This window comes from Pseudomonas sp. ML2-2023-6, assembly GCF_037055265.1.
Lineage (GTDB): Bacteria > Pseudomonadota > Gammaproteobacteria > Pseudomonadales > Pseudomonadaceae > Aquipseudomonas > Aquipseudomonas kulmbachensis.
In genome coordinates, this window is record NZ_CP146347.1 from 758,864 (window position 1) to 780,368 (window position 21,505).

22 protein-coding genes are annotated in these 21,505 nt (G+C 58.6%); 15 read left to right on the forward strand and 7 right to left on the reverse strand.

Annotation, left to right across the window (positions count from 1 at the left end; translation table 11 throughout):
* Positions 1-116: 116 nt before the first annotated feature.
* On the reverse strand, positions 117-497 hold the full coding sequence (locus V6L79_RS03385) for a hypothetical protein (protein ID WP_261740377.1): 381 nt from the start codon (positions 495-497) through the stop codon (positions 117-119).
* A gap of 152 nt (positions 498-649) precedes the next feature.
* On the opposite strand from V6L79_RS03385, the gene phoB reads away from it, so the two are divergent.
* From phoB to epsC, 7 genes are all read left to right on the forward strand, one after another.
* The gene (phoB, locus tag V6L79_RS03390) at positions 650-1,342 is read left to right on the forward strand and encodes a phosphate regulon transcriptional regulator PhoB (RefSeq protein WP_016782809.1); all 693 of its coding nucleotides are present in this window, start codon (positions 650-652) and stop codon (positions 1,340-1,342) included.
* A 44-nt stretch (positions 1,343-1,386) separates the two neighbouring features.
* Complete coding sequence (gene phoR / locus V6L79_RS03395; protein WP_261740378.1) at positions 1,387-2,709, forward strand: phosphate regulon sensor histidine kinase PhoR; 1,323 nt, start codon at positions 1,387-1,389, stop codon at positions 2,707-2,709.
* Between the two features lie 99 nt (positions 2,710-2,808).
* Positions 2,809-4,149 (forward strand): hemolysin family protein, encoded by a 1,341-nt coding sequence (locus tag V6L79_RS03400; protein ID WP_261740379.1) that lies wholly within the window; start codon positions 2,809-2,811, stop codon positions 4,147-4,149.
* Positions 4,150-4,376: 227 nt separating this feature from the next.
* Positions 4,377-5,690, forward strand: a complete 1,314-nt coding sequence (locus V6L79_RS03405) for a CitMHS family transporter (RefSeq protein ID WP_261740380.1) — start codon at positions 4,377-4,379, stop codon at positions 5,688-5,690.
* 262 nt (positions 5,691-5,952) lie between these two features.
* The gene (locus V6L79_RS03410) at positions 5,953-7,611 is read left to right on the forward strand and encodes a Na/Pi cotransporter family protein (protein WP_321835192.1); all 1,659 of its coding nucleotides are present in this window, start codon (positions 5,953-5,955) and stop codon (positions 7,609-7,611) included.
* An 83-nt stretch (positions 7,612-7,694) separates the two neighbouring features.
* Positions 7,695-9,071, forward strand: coding sequence for a pitrilysin family protein (locus V6L79_RS03415; RefSeq protein ID WP_321838251.1), 1,377 nt, complete (start codon positions 7,695-7,697; stop codon positions 9,069-9,071).
* Between the two features lie 95 nt (positions 9,072-9,166).
* Positions 9,167-10,093, forward strand: a complete 927-nt coding sequence (gene epsC, locus V6L79_RS03420) for a serine O-acetyltransferase EpsC (protein ID WP_261740383.1) — start codon at positions 9,167-9,169, stop codon at positions 10,091-10,093.
* A 139-nt stretch (positions 10,094-10,232) separates the two neighbouring features.
* Here epsC and trpA read toward each other — a convergent pair whose 3' ends face one another.
* Positions 10,233-11,039: a tryptophan synthase subunit alpha gene (gene trpA, locus V6L79_RS03425; RefSeq protein WP_338579820.1), complete on the reverse strand. Its 807-nt coding sequence runs from the start codon at positions 11,037-11,039 to the stop codon at positions 10,233-10,235.
* The gene (gene trpB / locus V6L79_RS03430; protein WP_261740385.1) at positions 11,039-12,274 is read right to left on the reverse strand and encodes a tryptophan synthase subunit beta; all 1,236 of its coding nucleotides are present in this window, start codon (positions 12,272-12,274) and stop codon (positions 11,039-11,041) included. Before trpB ends, trpA begins: the two co-directional genes overlap by 1 nt.
* Before the next feature lie 113 nt (positions 12,275-12,387).
* On the opposite strand from trpB, the gene V6L79_RS03435 reads away from it, so the two are divergent.
* Complete coding sequence (locus V6L79_RS03435; RefSeq protein WP_338579821.1) at positions 12,388-13,284, forward strand: LysR family transcriptional regulator; 897 nt, start codon at positions 12,388-12,390, stop codon at positions 13,282-13,284.
* Here the strand turns inward: V6L79_RS03435 and V6L79_RS03440 are convergent.
* The gene (locus V6L79_RS03440; protein WP_261740387.1) at positions 13,281-13,607 is read right to left on the reverse strand and encodes a YqjD family protein; all 327 of its coding nucleotides are present in this window, start codon (positions 13,605-13,607) and stop codon (positions 13,281-13,283) included. The two genes, V6L79_RS03435 and V6L79_RS03440, sit on opposite strands and share 4 nt — an antisense overlap.
* Before the next feature lie 154 nt (positions 13,608-13,761).
* On the opposite strand from V6L79_RS03440, the gene V6L79_RS03445 reads away from it, so the two are divergent.
* Together V6L79_RS03445 and V6L79_RS03450 are read left to right on the forward strand one after the other, a co-directional pair.
* Positions 13,762-13,977, forward strand: coding sequence for a dodecin (locus V6L79_RS03445; RefSeq protein WP_261740388.1), 216 nt, complete (start codon positions 13,762-13,764; stop codon positions 13,975-13,977).
* 119 nt (positions 13,978-14,096) lie between these two features.
* The gene (locus V6L79_RS03450) at positions 14,097-14,321 is read left to right on the forward strand and encodes a DUF1161 domain-containing protein (RefSeq protein WP_338579822.1); all 225 of its coding nucleotides are present in this window, start codon (positions 14,097-14,099) and stop codon (positions 14,319-14,321) included.
* A 105-nt stretch (positions 14,322-14,426) separates the two neighbouring features.
* On the opposite strand, the gene V6L79_RS03455 is transcribed toward V6L79_RS03450, so the two are convergent.
* Positions 14,427-15,431, reverse strand: coding sequence for an LLM class flavin-dependent oxidoreductase (locus tag V6L79_RS03455; protein WP_261740390.1), 1,005 nt, complete (start codon positions 15,429-15,431; stop codon positions 14,427-14,429).
* A gap of 215 nt (positions 15,432-15,646) precedes the next feature.
* Here V6L79_RS03455 and V6L79_RS03460 point away from each other — a divergent pair, with 215 nt between their 5' ends.
* On the forward strand, positions 15,647-16,078 hold the full coding sequence (locus tag V6L79_RS03460; RefSeq protein ID WP_094999634.1) for an OsmC family protein: 432 nt from the start codon (positions 15,647-15,649) through the stop codon (positions 16,076-16,078).
* Positions 16,079-16,236: 158 nt separating this feature from the next.
* Positions 16,237-16,482: a DUF1161 domain-containing protein gene (locus V6L79_RS03465; RefSeq protein ID WP_261740391.1), complete on the forward strand. Its 246-nt coding sequence runs from the start codon at positions 16,237-16,239 to the stop codon at positions 16,480-16,482.
* On the opposite strand, the gene V6L79_RS03470 is transcribed toward V6L79_RS03465, so the two are convergent.
* On the reverse strand, positions 16,474-16,890 hold the full coding sequence (locus V6L79_RS03470; RefSeq protein WP_261742524.1) for a hypothetical protein: 417 nt from the start codon (positions 16,888-16,890) through the stop codon (positions 16,474-16,476). The genes V6L79_RS03465 and V6L79_RS03470 overlap by 9 nt on opposite strands.
* A gap of 112 nt (positions 16,891-17,002) precedes the next feature.
* On the opposite strand from V6L79_RS03470, the gene V6L79_RS03475 reads away from it, so the two are divergent.
* Entirely contained in the window at positions 17,003-18,163 is a 1,161-nt protein-coding gene (locus V6L79_RS03475) for an aminopeptidase (RefSeq protein WP_338579823.1), read from the forward strand.
* Here the strand turns inward: V6L79_RS03475 and V6L79_RS03480 are convergent.
* Entirely contained in the window at positions 18,052-18,687 is a 636-nt protein-coding gene (locus tag V6L79_RS03480; RefSeq protein ID WP_261740393.1) for a dual specificity protein phosphatase family protein, read from the reverse strand. The genes V6L79_RS03475 and V6L79_RS03480 overlap by 112 nt on opposite strands.
* Positions 18,688-18,974: 287 nt before the next feature.
* On the opposite strand from V6L79_RS03480, the gene V6L79_RS03485 reads away from it, so the two are divergent.
* Entirely contained in the window at positions 18,975-19,712 is a 738-nt protein-coding gene (locus tag V6L79_RS03485; protein WP_261740394.1) for a gluconate 2-dehydrogenase subunit 3 family protein, read from the forward strand.
* Positions 19,713-19,714: 2 nt separating this feature from the next.
* The gene (locus V6L79_RS03490; protein WP_261740395.1) at positions 19,715-21,499 is read left to right on the forward strand and encodes a GMC family oxidoreductase; all 1,785 of its coding nucleotides are present in this window, start codon (positions 19,715-19,717) and stop codon (positions 21,497-21,499) included.
* The last annotated feature ends 6 nt before the right edge of the window (positions 21,500-21,505 follow it).

Consider the following 21,505-nt stretch of genomic DNA (forward strand, 5'->3'; position numbering starts at 1 on the left):
CAGGAAACACGGCAATTTTTTGTAGCCGCTGCCGCAGGCTACGATGGAGTGCTCAGCAGTCCATCAGAAGGGCCTGCGGTCCTTATCGCAGCCTGCGGCAGCGGCTACACAATCATCTAAGGCTTGGCGACTTTCCAGGCGCCGTCCATTTTACCGTCGCCGGTCATGTCGCCAGCAGCCTTGTCCATGACAAAGGTGTACAGCGGCTTGCCGTCGTAGGCCCACTGCATGGTGCCGTCATCACGCTTGACCATGGTCCACTTGCCCATGTCGTTATGATTACCTTCGACCATCAGCGGCGGCCAGTTGGTAGCGCACTTGTCGTTGCACATGGATTTGCCACCCGCATCCTTGGCGAAGGTGTAGAGCGTCATGCCTTTGTGGTCGACGAGCATGCCATCTTTGGTCATCGCCGGATCAGCTGCAAACGCCAGCCCTGGCAAGGTGAATGCTGCGGCTAGCAGCAATGTCTTTAGGGAAAGCGAACTAGAGGTCATCGGAATCGTCCTTTATGTGGTTGTACGATTTGAACTCAAAGCGTAGTTCACTAACCTACAGAACGCGTCCGATACCCAAAGCTGTCACACGACTGCAATAATTCCGTTATCTAATGCGCCACAAGACAGTTAAATGACACGAGGGTTACGGCATGGTTGGCAGGAGCATTTTGATCGTTGATGACGAGGCGCCGATTCGTGAGATGATCGCCGTGGCCTTGGAAATGGCGGGCTACGACTGCCTGGAAGCCGATAATGCTCAGGACGCTCACGCCATTATAGTGGACCGTAAACCGGACCTGATTCTGCTCGACTGGATGCTGCCCGGCGGCACGTCCGGCATCGAGTTGGCCCGACGCCTCAAGCGCGAAGAGCTGACCAGTGATATTCCGATCATCATGCTGACGGCCAAAGGTGAAGAGGACAACAAGATTCAGGGCCTGGAAGTCGGCGCTGATGACTACATCACCAAGCCGTTTTCCCCACGTGAACTGGTAGCCCGCCTCAAGGCCGTACTACGCCGCGCAGGCCCGGCCGATGCGGAATCCCCTATCGAGATCGGCGGCTTGCTGCTCGATCCGATCAGTCACCGTGTGACCATCGACGGCACCCCGGCCGAAATGGGCCCTACTGAATACCGCCTGCTGCAATTCTTCATGACCCACCAGGAGCGTGCCTACACGCGTGGCCAATTGCTCGACCAGGTCTGGGGCGGCAACGTGTACGTGGAAGAGCGCACCGTGGACGTGCACATCCGCCGCCTGCGCAAAGCGCTCGGTGAGGCATACGAAAATCTGGTACAAACCGTGCGTGGCACCGGTTACCGGTTTTCGACCAAGGCCTGATACCGGCTTTATCTGATCCAACGGCAAGCAAGGACCCGCGCGACGTGAATCAAAACTGGCATGGCACTCTGATTCGTCATTTGTTGCTTCTGGTCGCCGCCTGCCTGGTGGTCGGGTTGCTCAGTGGCTATTACGGCTGGAGCCTGGCCATAGGCCTGGCGTTCTATCTGGGCTGGACCCTCAAGCAGTTGCTGCGTTTGCACGAGTGGCTGCGCCAGCACAAACCCGACGAAGCACCGCCCGATGGCTATGGCCTGTGGGGCGAGGTGTTTGACAGCATCTACCACCTGCAACGCCGCGATCAGCGGGTACGCGGGCGCCTGCAAGCGGTAATCGATCGGGTGCAGGAGTCTACGGCAGCCCTGCAGGACGCGGTCATCATGCTCGATAGCGACGGCAACCTGGAATGGTGGAACCGCGCTGCAGAGACATTGCTGGGCCTGAAGACGCCTCAGGACAGCGGTCAGCCAGTGACCAATCTGGTGCGCCACCCGCGCTTCAAGGAATACTTCGAGCAGGACAACTACAGCGAGCCGCTGGATATCCCTTCGCCGGTCAATGATCACCTGCGCATCCAGCTCTATATCACTCGCTACGGTAACAACGAACACCTGATGCTGGTGCGCGACGTGACGCGGATTCATCAGCTGGAGCAGATGCGTAAAGACTTTATCGCCAACGTATCCCACGAGCTGCGCACGCCATTGACGGTGATCTGCGGCTATCTGGAAACCCTGCTCGATAACGTCGATGACGTGAACCCGCGTTGGAAGCGCCCGCTGTCGCAAATGCAGCAACAGGGTGAACGCATGCAGACCTTGCTCAACGATTTGCTGCTGCTGGCCAAGCTCGAAGCCACGGACTACCCGTCTGATAACCAGCCGGTGGCCATCGACACGTTACTGCGCTCGATCAAAAGCGATGCCCAGGCCTTATCCGGGCAACGCAATCAGACCATTACCCTCGACGTCGAGGCCGATTGCGCGCTCAAAGGCAGTGAAGCCGAGTTGCGTAGCGCATTTTCCAACCTGGTTTTTAATGCAGTCAAATACACCCCGGATGGCGGCAGTGTGCGCATTCGCTGGTGGGCAGACAGCACGGGTGCGCACCTGAGCGTGCAGGATTCGGGTGTGGGCATCGACAAAAAACACTTGCCGCGCCTCACTGAACGCTTCTACCGCGTCGACTCCAGCCGCAACGCCAGCACGGGCGGCACCGGGTTGGGGTTGGCCATTGTCAAACATGTGCTGTTACGCCATCGCGCACGCCTGGAGATCAGCAGCGTGTTGGGTCATGGCAGTACGTTTACCTGCCATTTCGCCCCGGTTCAGGTGGCCAAACCACGACTGCAGACGCAGGTTGACTAGGCCCTGTGGCCTTTTCCCACTAGGCAAGGGCCACATCAGCCGTTACATTGCTTGGCCTTACCTCCCTATTTGTAACGACGGAACCCGTAAAACTCCATCATGGACCCTTCCCCTGGCTTGACCCTCGCGACACTCTTCGCCGACTTCGGCATGATTCTTTTTGCTCTGATCCTGGTTTTGCTCAACGGTTTTTTCGTTGCGGCCGAATTCGCCATGGTCAAACTGCGCTCCACCCGGGTCGAGGCCATCGCCGACGTCAACGGCTGGCGCGGGCAGATCCTGCGCACCGTGCACAATCAGCTCGACGCTTACCTCTCGGCTTGCCAACTGGGTATTACCCTGGCATCGCTGGGCCTGGGCTGGGTCGGTGAACCGGCGTTCGCTCACATCCTGGAACCGCTGCTGGGTGCAATCGGTGTCGAGTCGCCTGAAGTAATCAAGGGCGTATCGTTCTTTGCCGCTTTCTTTATTATTTCGTACCTGCACATCGTGGTTGGCGAGCTGGCTCCCAAGTCGTGGGCCATCCGCAAGCCAGAGACCCTGTCGCTGTGGACCGCCGTGCCGCTGTACCTGTTCTACTGGGCCATGTACCCGGCTATTTACCTGCTCAACGCCAGCGCCAACGCGATTTTGCGGATTGCCGGTCAAGGTGAGCCTGGCGCTCACCACGATCACGCCTACAGCCGCGAAGAACTCAAACTGATCCTGCACTCGAGCCGTGGTCAGGACCCGAGCGACCAGGGCATGCGCGTGTTGGCTTCGGCGGTCGAAATGGGCGAGCTGGAAGTGGTCGACTGGGCCAACTCCCGCGAAGACCTGGTGACTCTGGATTCCAAGGCACCGCTCAAGGAAATCCTGGCGCTGTTCCGTCGCCACAAGTTCAGCCGTTACCCGGTGTACGACGCCGATACCAATACTTTCGTCGGCCTGCTGCACATCAAGGACCTGCTGCTTGAGCTGGCTGACCTTGATCACTTGCCAGAGACGTTCAACCTTGAAGAGCTGACCCGGCCGCTGGAACGCGTATCGCGGCATATGCCGCTGTCGCAATTGCTTGAGCAGTTCCGCAAGGGCGGCGCGCACTTTGCCCTGGTCGAAGAAGCTGACGGCAAGGTCGTGGGCTACCTGACTATGGAAGACGTGCTGGAAGTACTGGTTGGCGATATCCAGGACGAACACCGCAAGGCCGAGCGCGGCATCCTGTCTTATCAGCCCGGCAAACTGCTGGTACGCGGTGACACACCGCTGTTCAAGATCGAGCGCCTGCTGGGTGTGGATCTGGACCACGTAGAGGCCGAAACCGTCGCAGGCCTGATCTACGACACCCTCAAGCGGGTACCCGCCGAAGAAGAGCAACTGGAAGTCGAAGGTTTGCGCATTATCATCAAAAAGATGAAAGGCCCGAAAATCGTATTGGCCAAGGTTCTTAAGCTGGATTAAAGACCGTATGACCTGTAGCCGCTGACGAGGAACGAAGGCTGCGATCGGCGGCGCAGCCGCGCTGCTCTCCTCAGCGGCTACAAACCCTCCTGTAAGAATTTTTACCGGCGAAAGCTGGTTGAAAGCTTCCCCCTCTAGCATCAGGTCATCACCGGCAACAGACCGGTTGGCCTGGCATGCGCATAACACGCAGTCAGAGCCCTACTACAACAATAAGGGTGACTTTCATGCTGACCTTCCTTGGCTTTGCCATGGTCATTACATTTATGTACCTGATCATGACCAAGCGCCTTTCCGCCCTGATAGCCCTGATTCTGGTACCCATCCTGTTTGCCGTGTTCGGTGGTTTTGCGCCGAAAATCGGGCCGATGATGCTTGAAGGCATCACCAAGCTTGCCCCGACCGGGGTGATGCTGATGTTTGCCATTCTCTACTTTGCTCTGATGATCGATTCGGGCCTGTTTGACCCGGCGGTGCGCAAGATCCTCAAGTTGGTCAAAGGCGACCCGCTGAAGATCTCGGTGGGTACTGCGGTGCTGGCGCTGGTGGTCTCTCTGGATGGCGACGGCGCGACCACTTACATGATTTGCGTGGCAGCTATGCTGCCGCTCTACAGCCGTATCGGCATGAGCCCGCGGATCATGGCTGGCCTGATCATTCTGGCGGGTGGCGTGATGAACATGACGCCCTGGGGCGGCCCGACCGCGCGGGCGGCCAGTGCGCTGCATGTCGACCCTTCGGACATCTTTGTGCCAATGATCCCGGCAATGCTCGCTGGCTGCGTGGCGATCCTGGCTATCGCCTGGTTCTACGGCAAGCGTGAGCGTGCGCGTCTGGGTGAGCTGCACCTGCACGGCGATGGTGATGAAATCGACCACAGCGAAATCAGCGTCTCGCAATACCCGGATGCCCGTCGGCCAAAATTGATCTGGTTCAACGGCGCGTTAACCCTGGCGCTGATGGTCGCCCTGATCGCCGGTTTGCTGCCTCTGCCCGTGCTGTTTATGGTCGCGTTCAGCATCGCGATGATCGTCAACTACCCTTGCCTGCAACAGCAAAAAGACCGCGTCGCGGCACATGCGGGTAGCGTATTGGCGGTAGTCGGGCTGATTTTTGCGGCAGGTATCTTTACTGGCATCCTGTCGGGCACCGGCATGGTCGACGCCATGTCCAAAAGCCTGCTGGCCGTGATCCCGCCTGCGCTCGGGCCTTACCTGGCGGTAATCACCGCGCTGGTGAGCATGCCGTTCACCTTCTTCATGTCCAACGATGCGTTCTACTACGGTGTACTGCCTGTGTTGGCAGAAGCCGCCAGCCATTACGGCATCACCGCGGCCGAAATGGCCCGCGCCTCGATTGTTGGCCAGCCTGTGCATTTGCTCAGCCCGTTGGTGCCATCGACCTACTTGCTGGTGGCTCTGGCTGGCATCGAGTTTGGTGATCACCAGCGCTTCACCCTGAAATGGGCAATTCTGGTGTGCATGTGCATCATGGTTGCGGCGTTGCTGCTGGGGACATTCCCGCTGTTCAGTACCCTCTGACACACATATCTTGTAGCCGCTGACGAGGTACGACGCTGCGATAAGGGCCGCAGGACCTTCAAAATACCGGGGCTGCTTCGCGGCCTCGTCCCTCGGCAGCGGCTACAGAAGGCTTGGCCAATCTGTTTCACAAACGTTTCAACCCTCCGCCAGCTATGCGATGCTGGCGTTCTGCTCAAATGCCGACTACATCTTAAGAAACATCTGTAAGAACGGCCCGCAGCTATCTGATCCTTAGACACATCCATTACAGGGAGCCAGCATGCTGACCCTGCTCAATCTGCTTTCAGCCGTGACCCTGTTGATCTGGGGCACGCATATCGTCCGAACCGGCATTCTGCGGGTCTACGGCACCAACCTGCGTCATGTCATCGGGCAAAACGTGTCCCGGCGCATGTTTGCCTTTGTCGCCGGGATCGTGGTCACGGCCATGGTGCAGAGCAGCAACGCCACGGCCATGCTGGTCACATCATTTGTCGGCCAGGGGCTGATGGCACTCACCCCCGCGCTGGCAACCATGCTCGGTGCCGATGTTGGTACGGCCCTGATGGCCCGAGTGCTGACCTTCGACCTGTCGTGGTTGTCACCGCTGCTGATTTTCCTGGGTGTGATTTTCTTTCTGACCCGCAAGCAAACCCGTGCCGGGCAACTGGGCCGCGTCGGGATCGGTCTGGGGCTGATTATCCTGGCGCTGCAACTGATCGTAGAAGCTGCCTCACCGATCACCCATGCCCAAGGCGTAAAGGTGATTTTCGCCTCGTTGACCGGCGACATACTGCTGGATGCGCTGGTCGGCGCCCTGTTCGCGATGATTTCCTACTCAAGCTTGGCGGCCGTGCTGCTGACCGCCACATTGGCTGGCGCCGGCGTGATCAGCCTGCACGTGGCAATCGGCTTGGTGATTGGCGCCAATATTGGCAGCGGCGTGCTGGCGTTTCTCAGTACCAATATGCAAAACGCCGCCGGACGTCAGGTGGCTCTGGGTAGCCTGCTGTACAAACTTATCGGCCTGTTGCTGATCATGCCCGTGCTCAATCCGCTGGTGGCCTGGATGGACAGCCTCAGCTACAGCGCGCAGGAGTTGGTGATCGGCTTTCACCTGCTCTACAACACCGTGCGCTGCTTTTTGATGTTGCCGACAGTGAGTCTGATGGCGCGCATTTGCGCCTGGCTGCTGCCCGAGCGCGAACAAACCAACGGCGTGGTCAAGCCGCGTCATCTGGACCCGGCAGCGCTCGACACACCGAGCCTGGCACTGACCAACGCAGTGCGCGAGACCCTGCGCATTGGCGACCTGATCGACACCATGTTGGTCAATATGCTCGATGTTCTGCGCGGCAAGCAGACCGCCGTCACCCAGGAAATGCGCACCCTGAGCGATGAAGTCGAAGTGCTGTACAGCGCAGTCAAACTCTACCTGGCGCAGATGCCCAGGGAAGACTTGAGTGAGCAAGACAGCCGACGTTGGGCAGAAATCATCGAATTGGCGATCAACCTCAAGCTTGCCAGCGACGTGATCGAACGCATGCTGCGTAAAGTCCAGCAGCAGAAAACCTCGCAGCGCCGATCGTTTTCAGAAACGGGGCTGGAGGAGCTTGTGGGGCTGCAAACCCAGTTGATCGAAAACCTGCGCCTTGGGCTGACGGTTTTCCTCAGCTCCGATCCTCAGAGCGCACGCCAGCTGTTGCGCGAAAAGCGCCGCTTTCGCGCGCAAGAGCGGCGTTTGGCCCACGCTCACGTGAGTCGTCTGCAACGTAAAATCACTCAAAGTATCGAGACCAGTTCAATGCATCTGGAGCTGATCGCTGATATGCAGCGCCTGAATTCGCTGTTCTGTGGCAGCGCTTATGTGGTGCTGGAAACCTCTGAAACCGGAGCGCTGGAGCTCAGTGACGCAGCTGATACCCAGCATTCACCTTGAACGTTGTGGGGCGGGCTGTTGTCAGCCGGTAAGCAGCGACTAAGCTGCACGGGCTCAAGGATTCGAGAATTCAGGGATTTTTTATGCGTTGCCTGCTGTTCATCTGTTTACTGCTTGGCGCAACTCAGGGCTTTGCCCTTGATCGTTACAGTGTCGAGGGCTATCAACTGCCCAATGGTCTGCAACTGATCCTCAAACCCGGCAATGAGCGCGGGCACGTGGCCATTCGGTTGGTGGTGGGTGTGGGCCTGGATGATTTTTCATGCGCCGACCAGCAATTGCCGCACTTGCTGGAACATATGCTGTTCAGCGGGATCGACGACACTGGCGAAGGTGGCCTGGAGGAGCGCATGCAGGCGCTGGGTGGCGAGTGGAATGCCTTCACCAGCAATGCCGACACCACGTTTGTGATTGAAGCTCCGGCCAGGAACCAGCGCAAAATCCTCGACCTGCTCCTGGGCCTGCTGACCCGTACGCAACTGACCGAGCAACGTATCAGCGACGCCAAGAAAGTGGTTGAACGCGAAGACGGCGGTCATTACTCGCACTTGCAGCGTTGGCTGGACCGCCAGGACCTGGGCCACAGCGCCAGTAATCAGTTGGCGGTCGAGTTGGGGCTTAAGTGCGCCGAGCGGGCAGAAGTGCATAACCTCACGCGCCAGCAGTTAGAGGCTGTGCGCCAGAACTGGTATGCGCCCAACAACATGACGCTGATTATCGTCGGTGACCTCGACCGGCTGCTGCCAGCCTATCTGGAGCGTACCTACGGTGCGCTCGAGCCGGTTGAGCCCAGCGAACACAAACCTCTTGCCGCGATTGATGCCAAGGCCGACGCCGAGCGCGAACTGGTGCGCGGGGTGGTCGGCGACACTGCGACCCTGCACTGGCTGTTGCCGGAGCCGGTGATCGAAGGCCTGTCCGATGAAACCTGGAGCCTGCTGCGCGATTATCTGGAGTGGGCGCTGTACAGCGAGCTACGGCTCAAGAAGGGCTTGTCTTACGGGCCCTGGGCTGAGCGCGAAGTGTTCGGCGGCGTGGGCTTCTTGAGCCTGAATGCGGATGTTGAACGCGATAACGTGGCCCAGGCCCGGCAGGTGGTTGAGCAACTCAAGGCGCAACTGCTCAAGGACGGGCTGGATCCGCAGATATTTGCCCGGCTCAAGAACGCCGCCATTGCCCGCAAGGCGTGGTCGGTGCAAGGCAACAGTGCGCTGGCCGATTACTATTGGTCTTCGTTGGGCGACTACGACGATGGGCACTTCGCCGACCCGGCCAAACAGCTTCAGGCCATCACCCTGAAGCAAGCCAACACGGCATTGCGCGAGTTGTTTGCCGAGCCAGGCTATGTGCGCATCGAGAAGCCGCTGTTCAGTTATCAGGGCTTGAGCATGGCCATTTTTGGCGGGTTGGTGTTGCTGGTCATCGTAGGGGTGGGCTGGCGCGCCTGGCGTCGGCGTTAACCAGTGATTGCCCGAGTCGCCAACCTTTTGATAGCGTAAAGTCATTGCCAATTTTCGGCTGGTCGATCCAGCCGCCATCGTGCGGAGTATTCATCGTGAGTGATCGTTCCAATCCTTGGCAATTGCAGGCCATCGTCTGCCAACTGCGCACGGCGCGAAACCAGTGGCGTACACAAAACGGGCGTGTCAGCGGGGAACAGGGCGGTCGTGAGCTGCCGTCACGTGCCGCGATGGCCGATATTCTTGAAGCCTTGTGCGGCGCATTGTTTCCAATGCGTCTGGGCCCGGTAGACCTGCGTGAAGAGAGCGAAGACTTCTATGTCGGCCACACACTGGATGTGGCGCTGAACGCGTTGCTGACCCAAGCTCGGCTGGAGCTGCGCTACGCGGCACGCCAGGGCGGGTTACCCGACGAGGGTGTGGATGCGACCGCGACCTTGCTGATTCAGGACTTTGCCTTGGCCCTGCCCGGCTTGCGCGGCATTTTGGACACCGACGTGCTGGCTGCTTACCACGGCGACCCGGCGGCGCGCAGTGTGGATGAAGTGTTGTTGTGCTATCCGGGGATTCTGGCGGTGATTCATCACCGGTTGGCGCATCACCTGTACCGCGCCGGTTTGCCATTGCTGGCACGGATCAGTGCAGAAATTGCGCACTCGGCCACCGGCATTGATATTCACCCCGGCGCGCAGATTGGCCGTAGTTTCTTTATCGATCACGGGACGGGCGTTGTGATCGGAGAAACCGCGATTATCGGCGAGCGTGTGCGGATCTATCAGGCTGTGACGCTGGGCGCCAAGCGCTTTCCGGCGGATGAGTCAGGGCAATTGCAGAAGGGCCATCCACGCCATCCGATCGTTGAGGATGATGTGGTGATCTATGCTGGCGCGACGATTTTGGGGCGCATCACCATTGGCCAGGGTTCGACCATTGGCGGCAACGTATGGCTGACCCGCAGCGTGCCCGCGGGCAGCAACCTGACCCAGGCCAATTTGCTGCACGATGATGGGACGCAGAAGTAAGATCGCGTGAACCTTGTCCCTCACCCAACCCTCTCCCGAGGGAGAGGGAGCCGATCTTGGGTGTGGCGCAAAACTGCTTTTGACTTTAGTCCCCTCTCCCTCCGGGAGAGGGCAAGGGTGAGGGGCTCTTGATCTTGAATTAGCGGGCGCTACGCACGCCTTCTGCCAGCGCTGCACACAAGCTCAGCACACCATCCACCGCCTGCTCAGGCGTCGCTGCATTCTCGATCTTGTTGATCAAGGCCGAGCCCACCACCACGCCATCTGCCAACCGCGCAATCGCCGCAGCCTGTTCTGGGGTGCGGATGCCAAAGCCCACGCTGATCGGCAGGTCGGTATGGCGACGCAGACGCTCAATGGCCGCGCTCACTTGCTCGGTTGTCGCGGAACCGGCACCGGTCACGCCCGCTACCGATACGTAGTACACAAAGCCCGAGCTGCCCGCCAGCACGGTTGGCAAGCGCACATCGTCAGTGGTCGGCGTGGTCAGACGGATAAAGTCCAGGCCCGCTGCCTGCGCCGGATCGCACAGCTCGCTGTTGTGCTCGGGCGGCATGTCGACCACGATCAGGCCGTCTACACCTGCCGCTTTGGCTTCGGCAATAAACTTGGGTACACCATAGTGGTGGATCGGGTTGAAGTAGCCCATCAGCACCAACGGCGTGTCGCTGTTGTCTTCACGAAACTCGCGAACCATTTGCAGGGTTTTGGCCAAGTTCTGCTTGGCACCCAGGGCGCGGATGTTGGCCAGCTGAATCGCCGGGCCATCGGCCATTGGGTCGGTAAAGGGCATGCCCAATTCGATCACATCGGCGCCCGCTGCAGGCAAGCCCTTGAGGATCGCCAGCGAGGTGGCGTAATCCGGGTCACCGGCAGTGACGAAGGTGACCAGGGCTGCGCGATTTTGCTCCTTGAGTTCGGTGAAGCGCGTTTGCAGGCGGCTCATTAGTGTTTCTCCTGCTGGGATTGCTCTTGTTGAGAGTTTTCCATGTGGTGCATCACAGTTTGCATGTCTTTGTCGCCTCGACCGGACAGGTTGACCACCATCAGGTGATCGGCTGGCAGGGTGGGTGCGCGTTTGAATACTTCGGCCAGCGCGTGGGCGCTTTCCAGGGCCGGGATGATGCCTTCAAGGCGGCAGCATTTGTGGAAGGCGTCCAGGGCTTCGTCGTCGGTCACCGAGGTGTACTCGACGCGGCCGATGTCGTGCAACCAGGCGTGTTCAGGGCCAATGCCAGGGTAGTCGAGACCCGCTGAAATCGAGTGGGCGTCAATGATCTGGCCATCGTCGTCCTGCAACAGGAAGGTGCGGTTGCCGTGCAGTACGCCCGGCTCGCCGCCGTTGAGGCTGGCCGCGTGTTTGCCGGTTTCGATGCCGTAACCCGCCGCTTCCACGCCGATGATTTCGACGCTGGTGTCATCCAGAAACGGGTGGAACAGGCCCATCGCGTTGGAGCCGCCACCGATGCATGCCACCAGGCTGTCTGGCAGGCGTCCTTCCTGGGCTTGCATCTGGTCGCGGGTTTCCTTGCCGATCACGGCCTGGAAGTCGCGCACCATGGCTGGGTACGGGTGTGGACCCGCCACAGTACCGATCAGGTAGAAGGTGTCTTCAACGTTGGTCACCCAGTCACGCAGGGCTTCGTTCATTGCGTCTTTGAGAGTGCCGGTGCCCGCGATAACCGGGATCACTTCAGCGCCCAGCAGCTTCATGCGGAACACGTTGGCCTGCTGGCGCTCGATGTCGGTGGTGCCCATGTAGATCACGCACTGCAGACCAAAGCGCGCTGCCACGGTGGCGGTGGCCACGCCGTGCATGCCGGCGCCGGTCTCGGCAATAATGCGTTTTTTGCCCATGCGTCGCGCCAGCAGAATCTGGCCGATGCAGTTGTTGATCTTGTGCGCGCCGGTGTGGTTCAGCTCTTCGCGCTTGAGGTAGATCTTGGCGCCGCCACAGAACTCGGTGAGCCGCTCGGCGAAGTACAGCGGGCTTGGGCGGCCCACGTAGTCGCGCTGGAAGTAGGCCAGTTGCTTGATGAACTCAGGGTCTGTTTTTGCCAGCTCGTACTCGCGATCCAGATCAAGGATCAGCGGCATCAGGGTTTCAGCCACGTAACGGCCGCCGAATGAGCCAAACAGGCCATTGGCATCAGGGCCGGTACGCAAGGTGGATTGAGTCATGTGACGCTCCAGATAAAAAGTTACGAAGGTCGATGGACCTGACTTTACCCGCGACAGCCCAGGATGAAAACCGATAAGATCGCCGTAACCTGTCAGGAAAACTCACAGATATCATGAGTCGCGACCTCCCTCCCCTGAATGCCTTGCGGGCATTCGAAGCCACCGCCCGCCTGACTAGCGTCAGCCAGGCGGCCGAGCAATTGAATGTCACCCACGGCGCCGTTAGTCGCCAACTAAAAGTACTCGAAGAGCACTTGGGGGTGAGCCTGTTCGTCAAGGAAGGGCGTGGACTAAAGCTTACCGACGCCGGAACCCGCCTGCGTGATGCCAGCAGCGAAGCTTTCGAACGTCTACGAAATGTGTGCGCTGAACTCACGCAAAACCAGGTTGATGCCCCGTTTGTGCTGGGCTGTTCAGGCAGTTTGCTGGCGCGCTGGTTTATTCCGCGCTTGGGTCGACTGAATGCCGATTTGCCGGACTTGCGCTTGCACTTGTCGGCCGGTGAAGGCGATCTCGACCCGCGACGCCCAGGGCTGGATGCCTTGCTGGTATTTGCCGAGCCGCCGTGGCCCGCGGATATGCAGGTGTATGAGTTGGTCAGTGAGCGTATTGGACCGGTGGTCAGCCCGCGCTATGCGCGCTACGAACAACTGCGTCACGCCCCGGCCAGCGTCTTGCTCGACGAACCGTTGCTGCACACCACTTCGCGGCCTCAGGCCTGGCCAAACTGGGCGCAGCAGAATGCAATCGAATCAAAGGACTTGAAGTTCGGGCAGGGGTTTGAACACTTGTATTACTTGCTTGAGGCCGCCGTTGCGGGCCTGGGTGTGGCAATTGCCCCCGAGCCGCTGGTGGTGCAAGACCTTCAGGCAGGACGCCTGGTGGCGCCGTGGGGCTTCAACGAGACTGCGGCGCAGTTGACGTTATGGTTGCCCAAGCGCGCCGCAGATGGGCGCGCCCGGCAACTGGCGCAATGGCTCAAGGCTGAGCTTGCGCGTAGCGCGGATTAGTTGCCGCGCTTGCACATCAGGAAGGCCGCCAGCAGGCCCAGTGCGCCTATGGCAACGCCTGCGGTGGCATACGGGTGTTCCTGGGCGTATTCGCGGGTGGCGATCGCGGTTTCGCGGGTTTTGTCTTTCACTTCTTCGTAGGCATCGCTGAGCAGATGGCGCGAATGCTTGAGTGCATTCTCGGCATTGCTTTTGAGGGCGCTAAGCGTCTTTTTGGATTCGTCCGAAGCATCGTGCTTGAGGCTTTCCAGAGACTTGAGCAGGCTCTCGATCTCTGCTTCCATGCTTTGCAATGAGGCTTTACGTAAAGAGTTGCTAGCCATTAGGGCTCTCCTGCATTGATGAGTGAGGTGCTTGTTAAGTCCGACTACGCAGATTTCAGAAAGTGCAGTTGGCCTGAACTTTTCCTTTCAGATTGCCTACAAAGTATTTAGCACAATCGCTGCTAGGCTTTGATCTACGACAAAGGAGAACGTTATGTCTGACCATCACACCTACAAGAAAGTTGAACTGGTAGGCTCGTCCCCGAGCAGCATAGAAGACGCCATCGGTAATGCACTGGCCGAGGCCAACAAAAGCATCAAACACATGGAATGGTTCGAAGTGATCGACACCCGCGGGCACATCAAGGACGGCAAGGTGGCGCACTATCAGGTGACACTCAAAATCGGTTTTCGGATTGCTACCAGTTGATTTGACACAGCCTTTTGATCAGCGGGCTGGCCGTTTGCCATAAAGTCCGCTACACCGTCTGGGTGCAATGCGGCACATGCGCATTGCACCCTTTTTGTTTTGACCGGGGAATGTGACCGATGAAAAAGATTTTATTGGCTGTAGGTTTGCTGAGTCTGGCAGGAACGGCGTTTGCACAGGGCAAGCCTTGTGAAGAACTGAAAAGCGAAATCGCCGCGAAGATTGAGGCTCACGGGCCCCAGCATTATTCGCTGACCACTGTGGAAAAAGGCACTTCGGCTGACGGCAAAGTAGTGGGTACCTGCGAAGGCGGTACCAAGGAAATCGTCTACAAGCGCGGGTAATTCTCTGTGGGAGCGAGCCTGCTCGCGCTGCCAGACGACGCGGTGTTTCAGTTGAACTGCGTCGATGCCATCGCGAGCAGGCTCGCTCCCACGTTTGCTTTAGGGTTAAGCCTCTTTCATCACCTGCGACAGCAATTCATACGAATGAATGCGGTCTGCATGCTCATACAAATCACAGGTAAAGATCAGCTCGTCCGCTTGGGTTTGTTCGATCAAGACGTCCAGTTTGGCGCGAATTTTCTGCGGGCTGCCGACCATAGCCAGACCCAGGAAGCTCATCACCGCCTCTTTCTCGTGGGGCAACCACAGGCCATCCATCGTTTCCACAGGTGGGCGCTGCACCAGGCTTTGCCCACGCATCAACGCCAAAATCCGCTGTTGTACAGAAGTGGCCAGATACTCGGCCTGCTCGTCGGTATCGGCTGCAACCAGCGGAATGCCAAGCATCACGTAAGGTTTGTCGAGGGTCGCCGATGGCTTGAAGTGGTTGCGATACACGCGAATCGCTTCGTGCATCAAGCGCGGTGCGAAATGTGAGGCAAAGGCGTAAGGCAAGCCAAGTTCACCGGCCAGTTGTGCACTGAACAAGCTGGAGCCCAGCAGCCAGACCGGTACGTTGCTCCCGGTGCCCGGCATGGCGATTATCTGTTGGTCCGGGGTGCGGGGGCCCAGATAGCGCATCAACTCGGCCACATCCTGCGGGAAGTCATCGGCACTGCCTGAACGCTCACGGCGCAGGGCGCGGGCGGTCATCTGGTCCGAACCCGGCGCACGACCAAGGCCCAGATCGATCCGCCCCGGGTACAGACTTTCCAGAGTGCCGAACTGCTCGGCGATCACCAGCGGCGCATGGTTGGGCAGCATCACGCCACCCGAGCCCACGCGAATGGTCGAAGTGCCCCCGGCCAGATAACCGATCAATACCGAGGTCGCCGAGCTGGCGATGCCGTCCATATTGTGGTGTTCGGCGACCCAGAAACGGTTGTAACCCAACTTTTCTACGTGCTGTGCCAAGTCCAGCGAATTGCGCAACGACTGGGCGGCGCTGCCATTTTCGCGCACAGGCACCAGGTCGAGGGTCGAGAATTTGATGTCAGACAATCGTTTCATCAGCTGGCTACTCCAGGTGGGATGCAGGTCAAGGTGCTCGCTTGATCTGCCAGTGCTTACAGCAATATGGGCATATACCCGAGTTTCAATGGTGGGCAGGGAATTGATCCGATAAAAATGACGACTGGTCCGACAAGATGAACTTTGTGAGACGAACTACCCTCACTAGTTCATTCAAGGCGTGAAACCTTCGCGCCGTACTTCAGGAGGCACGCATGAGTATCAAAAAGAAAGCATCGGCTCATTGGGCAGGCGACCTTAAAACCGGTATCGGCTCCATCTCCACGGAAACCGGCGTGCTGCGCGAAGCGCCATATGGCTTCAAGGCCCGGTTTGAAGGCGGCAAGGGCACCAACCCCGAAGAGCTGATTGGCGCAGCCCATGCGGGCTGCTTTTCGATGGCGCTGTCGATGATCCTCGGTGATGCCGGCCTCAAGGCCGACAGTATCGACACCACTGCCGAGGTTACGCTGGATCAGGTGGACGGAGGCTTTGCGATCACTGCCGTGCATCTGGTGCTCAAGGCCAAAGTGCCCGGCGCAACCCAGGCGCAATTTGACGAACTGACCACCAAGGCGAAGGAAGGCTGTCCGGTGTCCAAGGTGCTGAATGCGAAAATCACTCTCGACGCCACGCTGGTGAGCTGACGGTACACGCCGCTCCGCAGCCATAAGCGGGGCGGCGTTGGCCCGGGCAGTTGGTACCCGGCTGCGACAGATCAGTCCTGTGCTGCGCTAAATGTGATCGAATGATCGCCACTCGCGTCAGATCATGACTTTGCGTCCTGCCTCAAGGGAGTCTCACCATGAAACGTTTTGCTCTAGCTGTTGTTTGCTGCGCCATGGCTACTTCGGCCTTGGCTGCCCCCAAGCCGTGTGAAGAACTGAAGGCTGAAATCGAAGCCAAGATCCAGGCCAACAATGTGTCGTCCTACACGCTGGAAATCGTGACTACCGAAGACGTCCATGACGAGAATATGGTGGTTGGGTCGTGCGAATACGGCAGCAAAAAAATCATTTATCAGAACAACGATCGTCAGGCCTCACGGTAAGCAGTTAACCAGCCGCTCCTCGGCCACCACCTTGCCCGCTGCGTTGTACAGTCGGGCGTAGGCGTTGAAACCCAGCGAGCGTGTTTGCAACCGGTAATGCTGGCCGGGCTCGAAGTTATCGTAATTGACGGTGACATAGCACAGCCGTTCCTGCGGATCGCTGAACATGCCCATGCCGCCGACAAATACCTCGAAATCGAAACGCACCATCAATTCATGGCTGCCCGGGGTGACTTGAAAGTAGCGTCCGTCGCTCATGCGCTGATTGTCCAGGCGCTCTGCCATCACCAGCTTGCCGGTTTGTGTTTCAAGGTCGACCCAGGCCATCTTCGGGTCCGGCGCGGGCAATGGCGTGCTGACGCAAGCGCTCAGCAGGCAGGCTGTCAGCAATAGCAAAAACGTGCGCATTGTGATTTCCACAAGGGTGTGAAGCACAAGCATAGCGCTGATCCATTGGCCTATCGCGTGTCGCCTTCGGTTAATCTTGCGCCACTCGCCACTCGCCTATCGAGATCGCTTTATGACGTTGCGTATTCGCTGCCTGCTCGCCATTGCCCTGATACCGCTGCTCAATGGCTGTTCCAGTGCTGCGTACTACGCTCAATTGGCCGATGGCCAATGGCAATTATTAAAAGCCCGCCAGCCGGTGGCCAAGGTGATTGCCGACCCGCAGCAGCCGCCTGTCCTGCGCCAGCATCTGGCTAATGCCCAGGCTGCCCGCACCTTTGCCAGCCAGCATTTGTACCTGCCGGACAATCAGAGCTATCGCCTGTATGCCGACCTCAAACGGCCCTATGTGGTGTGGAATGTATTTGCCACCCCAGAGTTTTCCCTCAACCCCGTGACCCATTGCTTTCCGATTGCCTGGTGCGTGGCCTACCGAGGTTTTTACAGCCAGGGTGCGGCGCGCGGCGAAGCGGCCCTGCAACATCAGCAGGGCAATGACGTGCTTATCAGTGGGGTCGAGGCTTACTCGACATTGGGCTGGTTTGATGACCCTATCCTCAACAGCATGCTCACCTGGGGCGATGAGCGCCTGGCCACCCTGATTTTTCACGAACTGGCGCACCAGCGCGTCTATGTGAAGGATGACAGTGAGTTCAATGAGTCTTTTGCCAGCTTCGTTGAACAGGAAGGTACCCGCCAATGGCGCGCCCACCAAGGGCTGCCGCCCTCAAGCCGCGATAGCTTGAAGCAGCGCGAGCAGTTTGTCGGGTTAGTACTCAACACCCGTCAGCGCCTGCAAGACCTCTACGCACAGCCTGTGCCTGACGCTGAAATGCGTCAGCGCAAAGCTGCAGAGTTTGAGCGAATGCGCCGCGAGTACCGTCAGTTACGCCATAAGGAATGGGCTGGGAATAATCGGTTTGATGCGTGGGTCAATGCGCCGATGAATAACGCAAAGCTGCTGCCGTTTGGCCTGTACGACCAATGGGTGCCGGCTTTCGCTGCGCTGTTTGAACACCTTGATCGCGATTGGCCAAGGTTTTATCGCGAGGTTGAACAACTCGGCAAACTGCCCCGACAACAGCGCAAGGCTGCTTTGGAGCAGTGGGCGCGAGCCAACAGTCAGCTGGACTTGAACCAGCCCTTTACCGCGCAGGAGGCAAACGCGCTGGTACTGCAGGCGCCGCTGCTCAAGGCTTCACGCAATTTGGGAATATCGGCTTTCGTCATGTAGCTGACGCCATCCTTGAAGTGTGAGGTCTGGCCAAAGCCGCCCTGAGTCATTTCCTTGAGTGCGTCTTCCTTGCTCCAGTCCTGCACCACCACGCGGTACATCGCTGCCATCAAGCCAGTGCGGTCCACGCCGTGTTTGCAGTGCATCAACACCGGGCCCTGGGCTTGTGCGGTTTGAATGGCGCGCAATGCGGCCAGCACATCGGCGTCATCCACATGATTGGTCCGGTAAGGCAGCTGGACTTGGGTGACACCGGGGGTCTTGAGCCAGGCGTCATCGGCCTCGGGCAAGAAGTTGATCACGGTGGCGATCTGCAGTTTTTCCAGCAACGGCTGTGCAGCGCTGTCGGGCAAGGCGCTGCGGTACAGGGTCGGTGACATTTGATACAGGTTGTATTGCGCAGCAACGGGTTGTGCCCACTGCGCTGGCCGCGCCTGGGTTGTTTCGTCGGCCTGAGCCTGAGGCAACGCAAAGGCTGCCAGTAATGTCAGGCACAGAGCAGGGAAAAACCGGGTTTTCGGCATGTCAGTTCGACCACTTCTACAGGGATTATCAGGAGGTGGCGGCAGATTGAGTCAAACCGGATCAAAACCCTGTGAGCTGTTTGTAAAAATTCTGTTATAGCGCTGATGGCAGCTGCGGCAAAATCACGCATGAAACGATTCATCCAGGCGCTTGGCCTGTTAGTATTTGTAACCAAATTTTGCCTGCGTGTTGTTTTCCTTAGGTCGACGTCGACCCGTATCGCTGCCAAAACGAAAAGCCGCCCATGAGCGGCTGTAATCCGTGACTGCCTGATGAGGTGCCCCGCATGTCTGAGCAAGACAATCCCCGGCGTGAGTTTTTGCGCAAAACCCTGACCCTGATTCCAGTGGTCACCGTCGCCAGCACCGGCCTTGGTGGTTCCGTGCTGATGGCCACGCCTGCGGCCGCAGCACCTGAGCCTGCACAGCGACCTTCGAGCCCTGGCAAAGCCTACGAGCCGACTTGGTTCACCGCTGAAGAGTGGGTGTTTGTAAACGCCGCTGTCGCGCGTCTGATCCCGGCAGACGAGCAAGGCCCCGGCGCTCTGGAAGCTGGTGTTCCGGAATATATCGACCGCCAGATGAACACGCCCTATGCCAGCGGCGCGCTGTGGTTTATGCAAGGGCCGTTCAATGCCGACGCGCCACCTGAAATGGGCTGGCAGAGCAAATTGGTGCCAAAGCAGATCTATCGTCTGGGCATCGCTGCCACGGAGGAACTGTGCAAAAAGGTCTATAACTCAACATTTGCTGGGCTAGACAGCGCTACCCGAGACGAAGTGCTCAAACAATTGGAAGCGGGCACCCCTAAATTCGAGAGCGTTCCAGCCAAAATGTTTTTCAGCTTTTTGCTGCAAAACACCAAGGAAGGCTTCTTTTGCGACCCGATTCACGGTGGCAACAAGGGCATGGTCGGCTGGACCATGATCGGCTTCCCCGGCGCGCGCGCTGATTTTATGGATTGGGTTGAACGCAACGAGCAGTACCCCTTCCCGGCAGTTTCCATCCGCGGCGAGAGGGCTTGAGCATGTCGACCGTTATGAAGAAAGTTGATGCAGTTATCGTCGGTTTTGGCTGGACCGGCGCGATCATGGCCAAAGAGCTGACCGAAGCTGGCCTGAATGTTGTGGCCCTTGAACGCGGCCCAATGCAGGACACCTACCCGGACGGTAACTATCCACAGGTGATCGACGAACTGACCTACAGCGTGCGTAAAAAGCTGTTTCAGGACGTCTCCAAAGAAACCGTCACTATCCGCCATAGCATCAAGGATGTGGCCCTGCCGAACCGCCAACTGGGTGTGTTTTTGCCTGGCAACGGTGTGGGCGGCGCGGGTTTGCACTGGTCGGGCGTGCACTTTCGGGTCGACCCGACAGAGCTGCGCATGCGCAGCCATTACGAAGAACGCTACGGCAAAAACTTTATCCCTGAGGGCATGACCATCCAGGACTTTGGCGTCAGCTATGAAGAGCTGGAGCCGTTCTTTGACTACGCCGAAAAAGTCTTCGGTACCTCGGGCCAGGCCTGGACCGTCAACGGTCAACTGGTCGGTCAAGGCAAGGGCGGCAACCCTTATGCGCCGGATCGCTCCGATAACTTCCCGCTGGTATCGCAGAAGAACACCTACTCCGCACAGTTGTTTCAGAAAGCGGCCAATGAGGTGGGTTACAAACCTTACAACCTACCATCGGCCAACACCTCGGGACCTTACACCAACCCCTATGGTGCGCAGATGGGGCCGTGTAATTTCTGCGGTTTTTGCAGCGGCTATGTCTGCTACATGTATTCCAAGGCATCACCCAACGTAAACATTCTCCCAGCGCTCAAGCCGCTGCCCAACTTTGAGCTGCGCCCTGACGCCCATGTGATTCGGGTCAATCTGGACAGCAGCAAAAGCAAGGCCACCGGCGTGACCTACATCGACGCACTGGGCCGCGAGATCGAGCAACCGGCCGACCTGGTGATTCTGGGCGCGTTCCAGCTGCATAACGTGCGCTTGATGCTGCTGTCGGGGATTGGCAAGCCTTACGACCCAGTCACCAACGAAGGTGTGGTGGGCCGCAACTTCGCTTATCAGAACATGGGCACCATCAAGGCCTACTTCGATAAAGACGTGCACACCAACAACTTTATCGGCGCGGGCGGCAATGGCGTGGCGATTGATGATTTCAACGCGGACAACTTCGACCACGGGCCTCACGGCTTTGTCGGTGGTTCGCCGATGTGGGTCAACCAGGCGGGCAGCCGACCGATTGCCGGCACCTCGAACCCGCCGGGCACTCCGGCCTGGGGCAGTGCCTGGAAGCGTGCAACCGCCGATTACTACACCCACCAGGTGTCGATGGACTCCCACGGTGCGCATCAATCCTACCGTTGCAACTACCTCGACCTGGACCCGGTCTATCGCGATGCCTACGGTCAGCCGTTGCTGCGTATGACGTTCGACTGGCAAGAAAACGACATCAAAATGAATCGTTTCATGATGGAAAAAATGGGCAAGATCGCCGACGCGATGAACCCCAAGGCCATTGCACGAATCGGCAAGCAAGTGGGTGATCACTTCAACACGGCCTCCTACCAGACCACCCACCTCAACGGTGGCGCGATCATGGGGACGAACCCGAAAACCAGCGCTCTGAATCGTTACCTGCAGAGCTGGGACGTACACAACGTGTTTGTGCCGGGTGCATCGGCCTTCCCGCAAGGCTTGGGATACAACCCGACCGGCCTGGTTGCTGCGTTGACCTATTGGTCGGCCCGGGCGATCCGCGAGCAGTACCTGAAAAACCCCGGCCCACTGGTTCAGGCATAAGGAGCG

Coding starts and splice junctions, on each gene's coding strand:
- V6L79_RS03385 (WP_261740377.1), bottom strand. CDS start 497: ATGACCTCTAGTTCGCTTTCCCTAAAGACATTGCTGCTAGCCGCAGCA.
- phoB (WP_016782809.1), top strand. CDS start 650: ATGGTTGGCAGGAGCATTTTGATCGTTGATGACGAGGCGCCGATTCGT.
- V6L79_RS03400 (WP_261740379.1), top strand. CDS start 2,809: ATGGACCCTTCCCCTGGCTTGACCCTCGCGACACTCTTCGCCGACTTC.
- V6L79_RS03405 (WP_261740380.1), top strand. CDS start 4,377: ATGCTGACCTTCCTTGGCTTTGCCATGGTCATTACATTTATGTACCTG.
- V6L79_RS03410 (WP_321835192.1), top strand. CDS start 5,953: ATGCTGACCCTGCTCAATCTGCTTTCAGCCGTGACCCTGTTGATCTGG.
- V6L79_RS03415 (WP_321838251.1), top strand. CDS start 7,695: ATGCGTTGCCTGCTGTTCATCTGTTTACTGCTTGGCGCAACTCAGGGC.
- trpA (WP_338579820.1), bottom strand. CDS start 11,039: ATGAGCCGCCTGCAAACGCGCTTCACCGAACTCAAGGAGCAAAATCGC.
- trpB (WP_261740385.1), bottom strand. CDS start 12,274: ATGACTCAATCCACCTTGCGTACCGGCCCTGATGCCAATGGCCTGTTT.
- V6L79_RS03435 (WP_338579821.1), top strand. CDS start 12,388: ATGAGTCGCGACCTCCCTCCCCTGAATGCCTTGCGGGCATTCGAAGCC.
- V6L79_RS03440 (WP_261740387.1), bottom strand. CDS start 13,607: ATGGCTAGCAACTCTTTACGTAAAGCCTCATTGCAAAGCATGGAAGCA.
- V6L79_RS03445 (WP_261740388.1), top strand. CDS start 13,762: ATGTCTGACCATCACACCTACAAGAAAGTTGAACTGGTAGGCTCGTCC.
- V6L79_RS03450 (WP_338579822.1), top strand. CDS start 14,097: ATGAAAAAGATTTTATTGGCTGTAGGTTTGCTGAGTCTGGCAGGAACG.
- V6L79_RS03455 (WP_261740390.1), bottom strand. CDS start 15,431: ATGAAACGATTGTCTGACATCAAATTCTCGACCCTCGACCTGGTGCCT.
- V6L79_RS03460 (WP_094999634.1), top strand. CDS start 15,647: ATGAGTATCAAAAAGAAAGCATCGGCTCATTGGGCAGGCGACCTTAAA.
- V6L79_RS03465 (WP_261740391.1), top strand. CDS start 16,237: ATGAAACGTTTTGCTCTAGCTGTTGTTTGCTGCGCCATGGCTACTTCG.
- V6L79_RS03470 (WP_261742524.1), bottom strand. CDS start 16,890: ATGCGCACGTTTTTGCTATTGCTGACAGCCTGCCTGCTGAGCGCTTGC.
- V6L79_RS03475 (WP_338579823.1), top strand. CDS start 17,003: ATGACGTTGCGTATTCGCTGCCTGCTCGCCATTGCCCTGATACCGCTG.
- V6L79_RS03480 (WP_261740393.1), bottom strand. CDS start 18,687: ATGCCGAAAACCCGGTTTTTCCCTGCTCTGTGCCTGACATTACTGGCA.
- V6L79_RS03485 (WP_261740394.1), top strand. CDS start 18,975: ATGTCTGAGCAAGACAATCCCCGGCGTGAGTTTTTGCGCAAAACCCTG.
- V6L79_RS03490 (WP_261740395.1), top strand. CDS start 19,715: ATGTCGACCGTTATGAAGAAAGTTGATGCAGTTATCGTCGGTTTTGGC.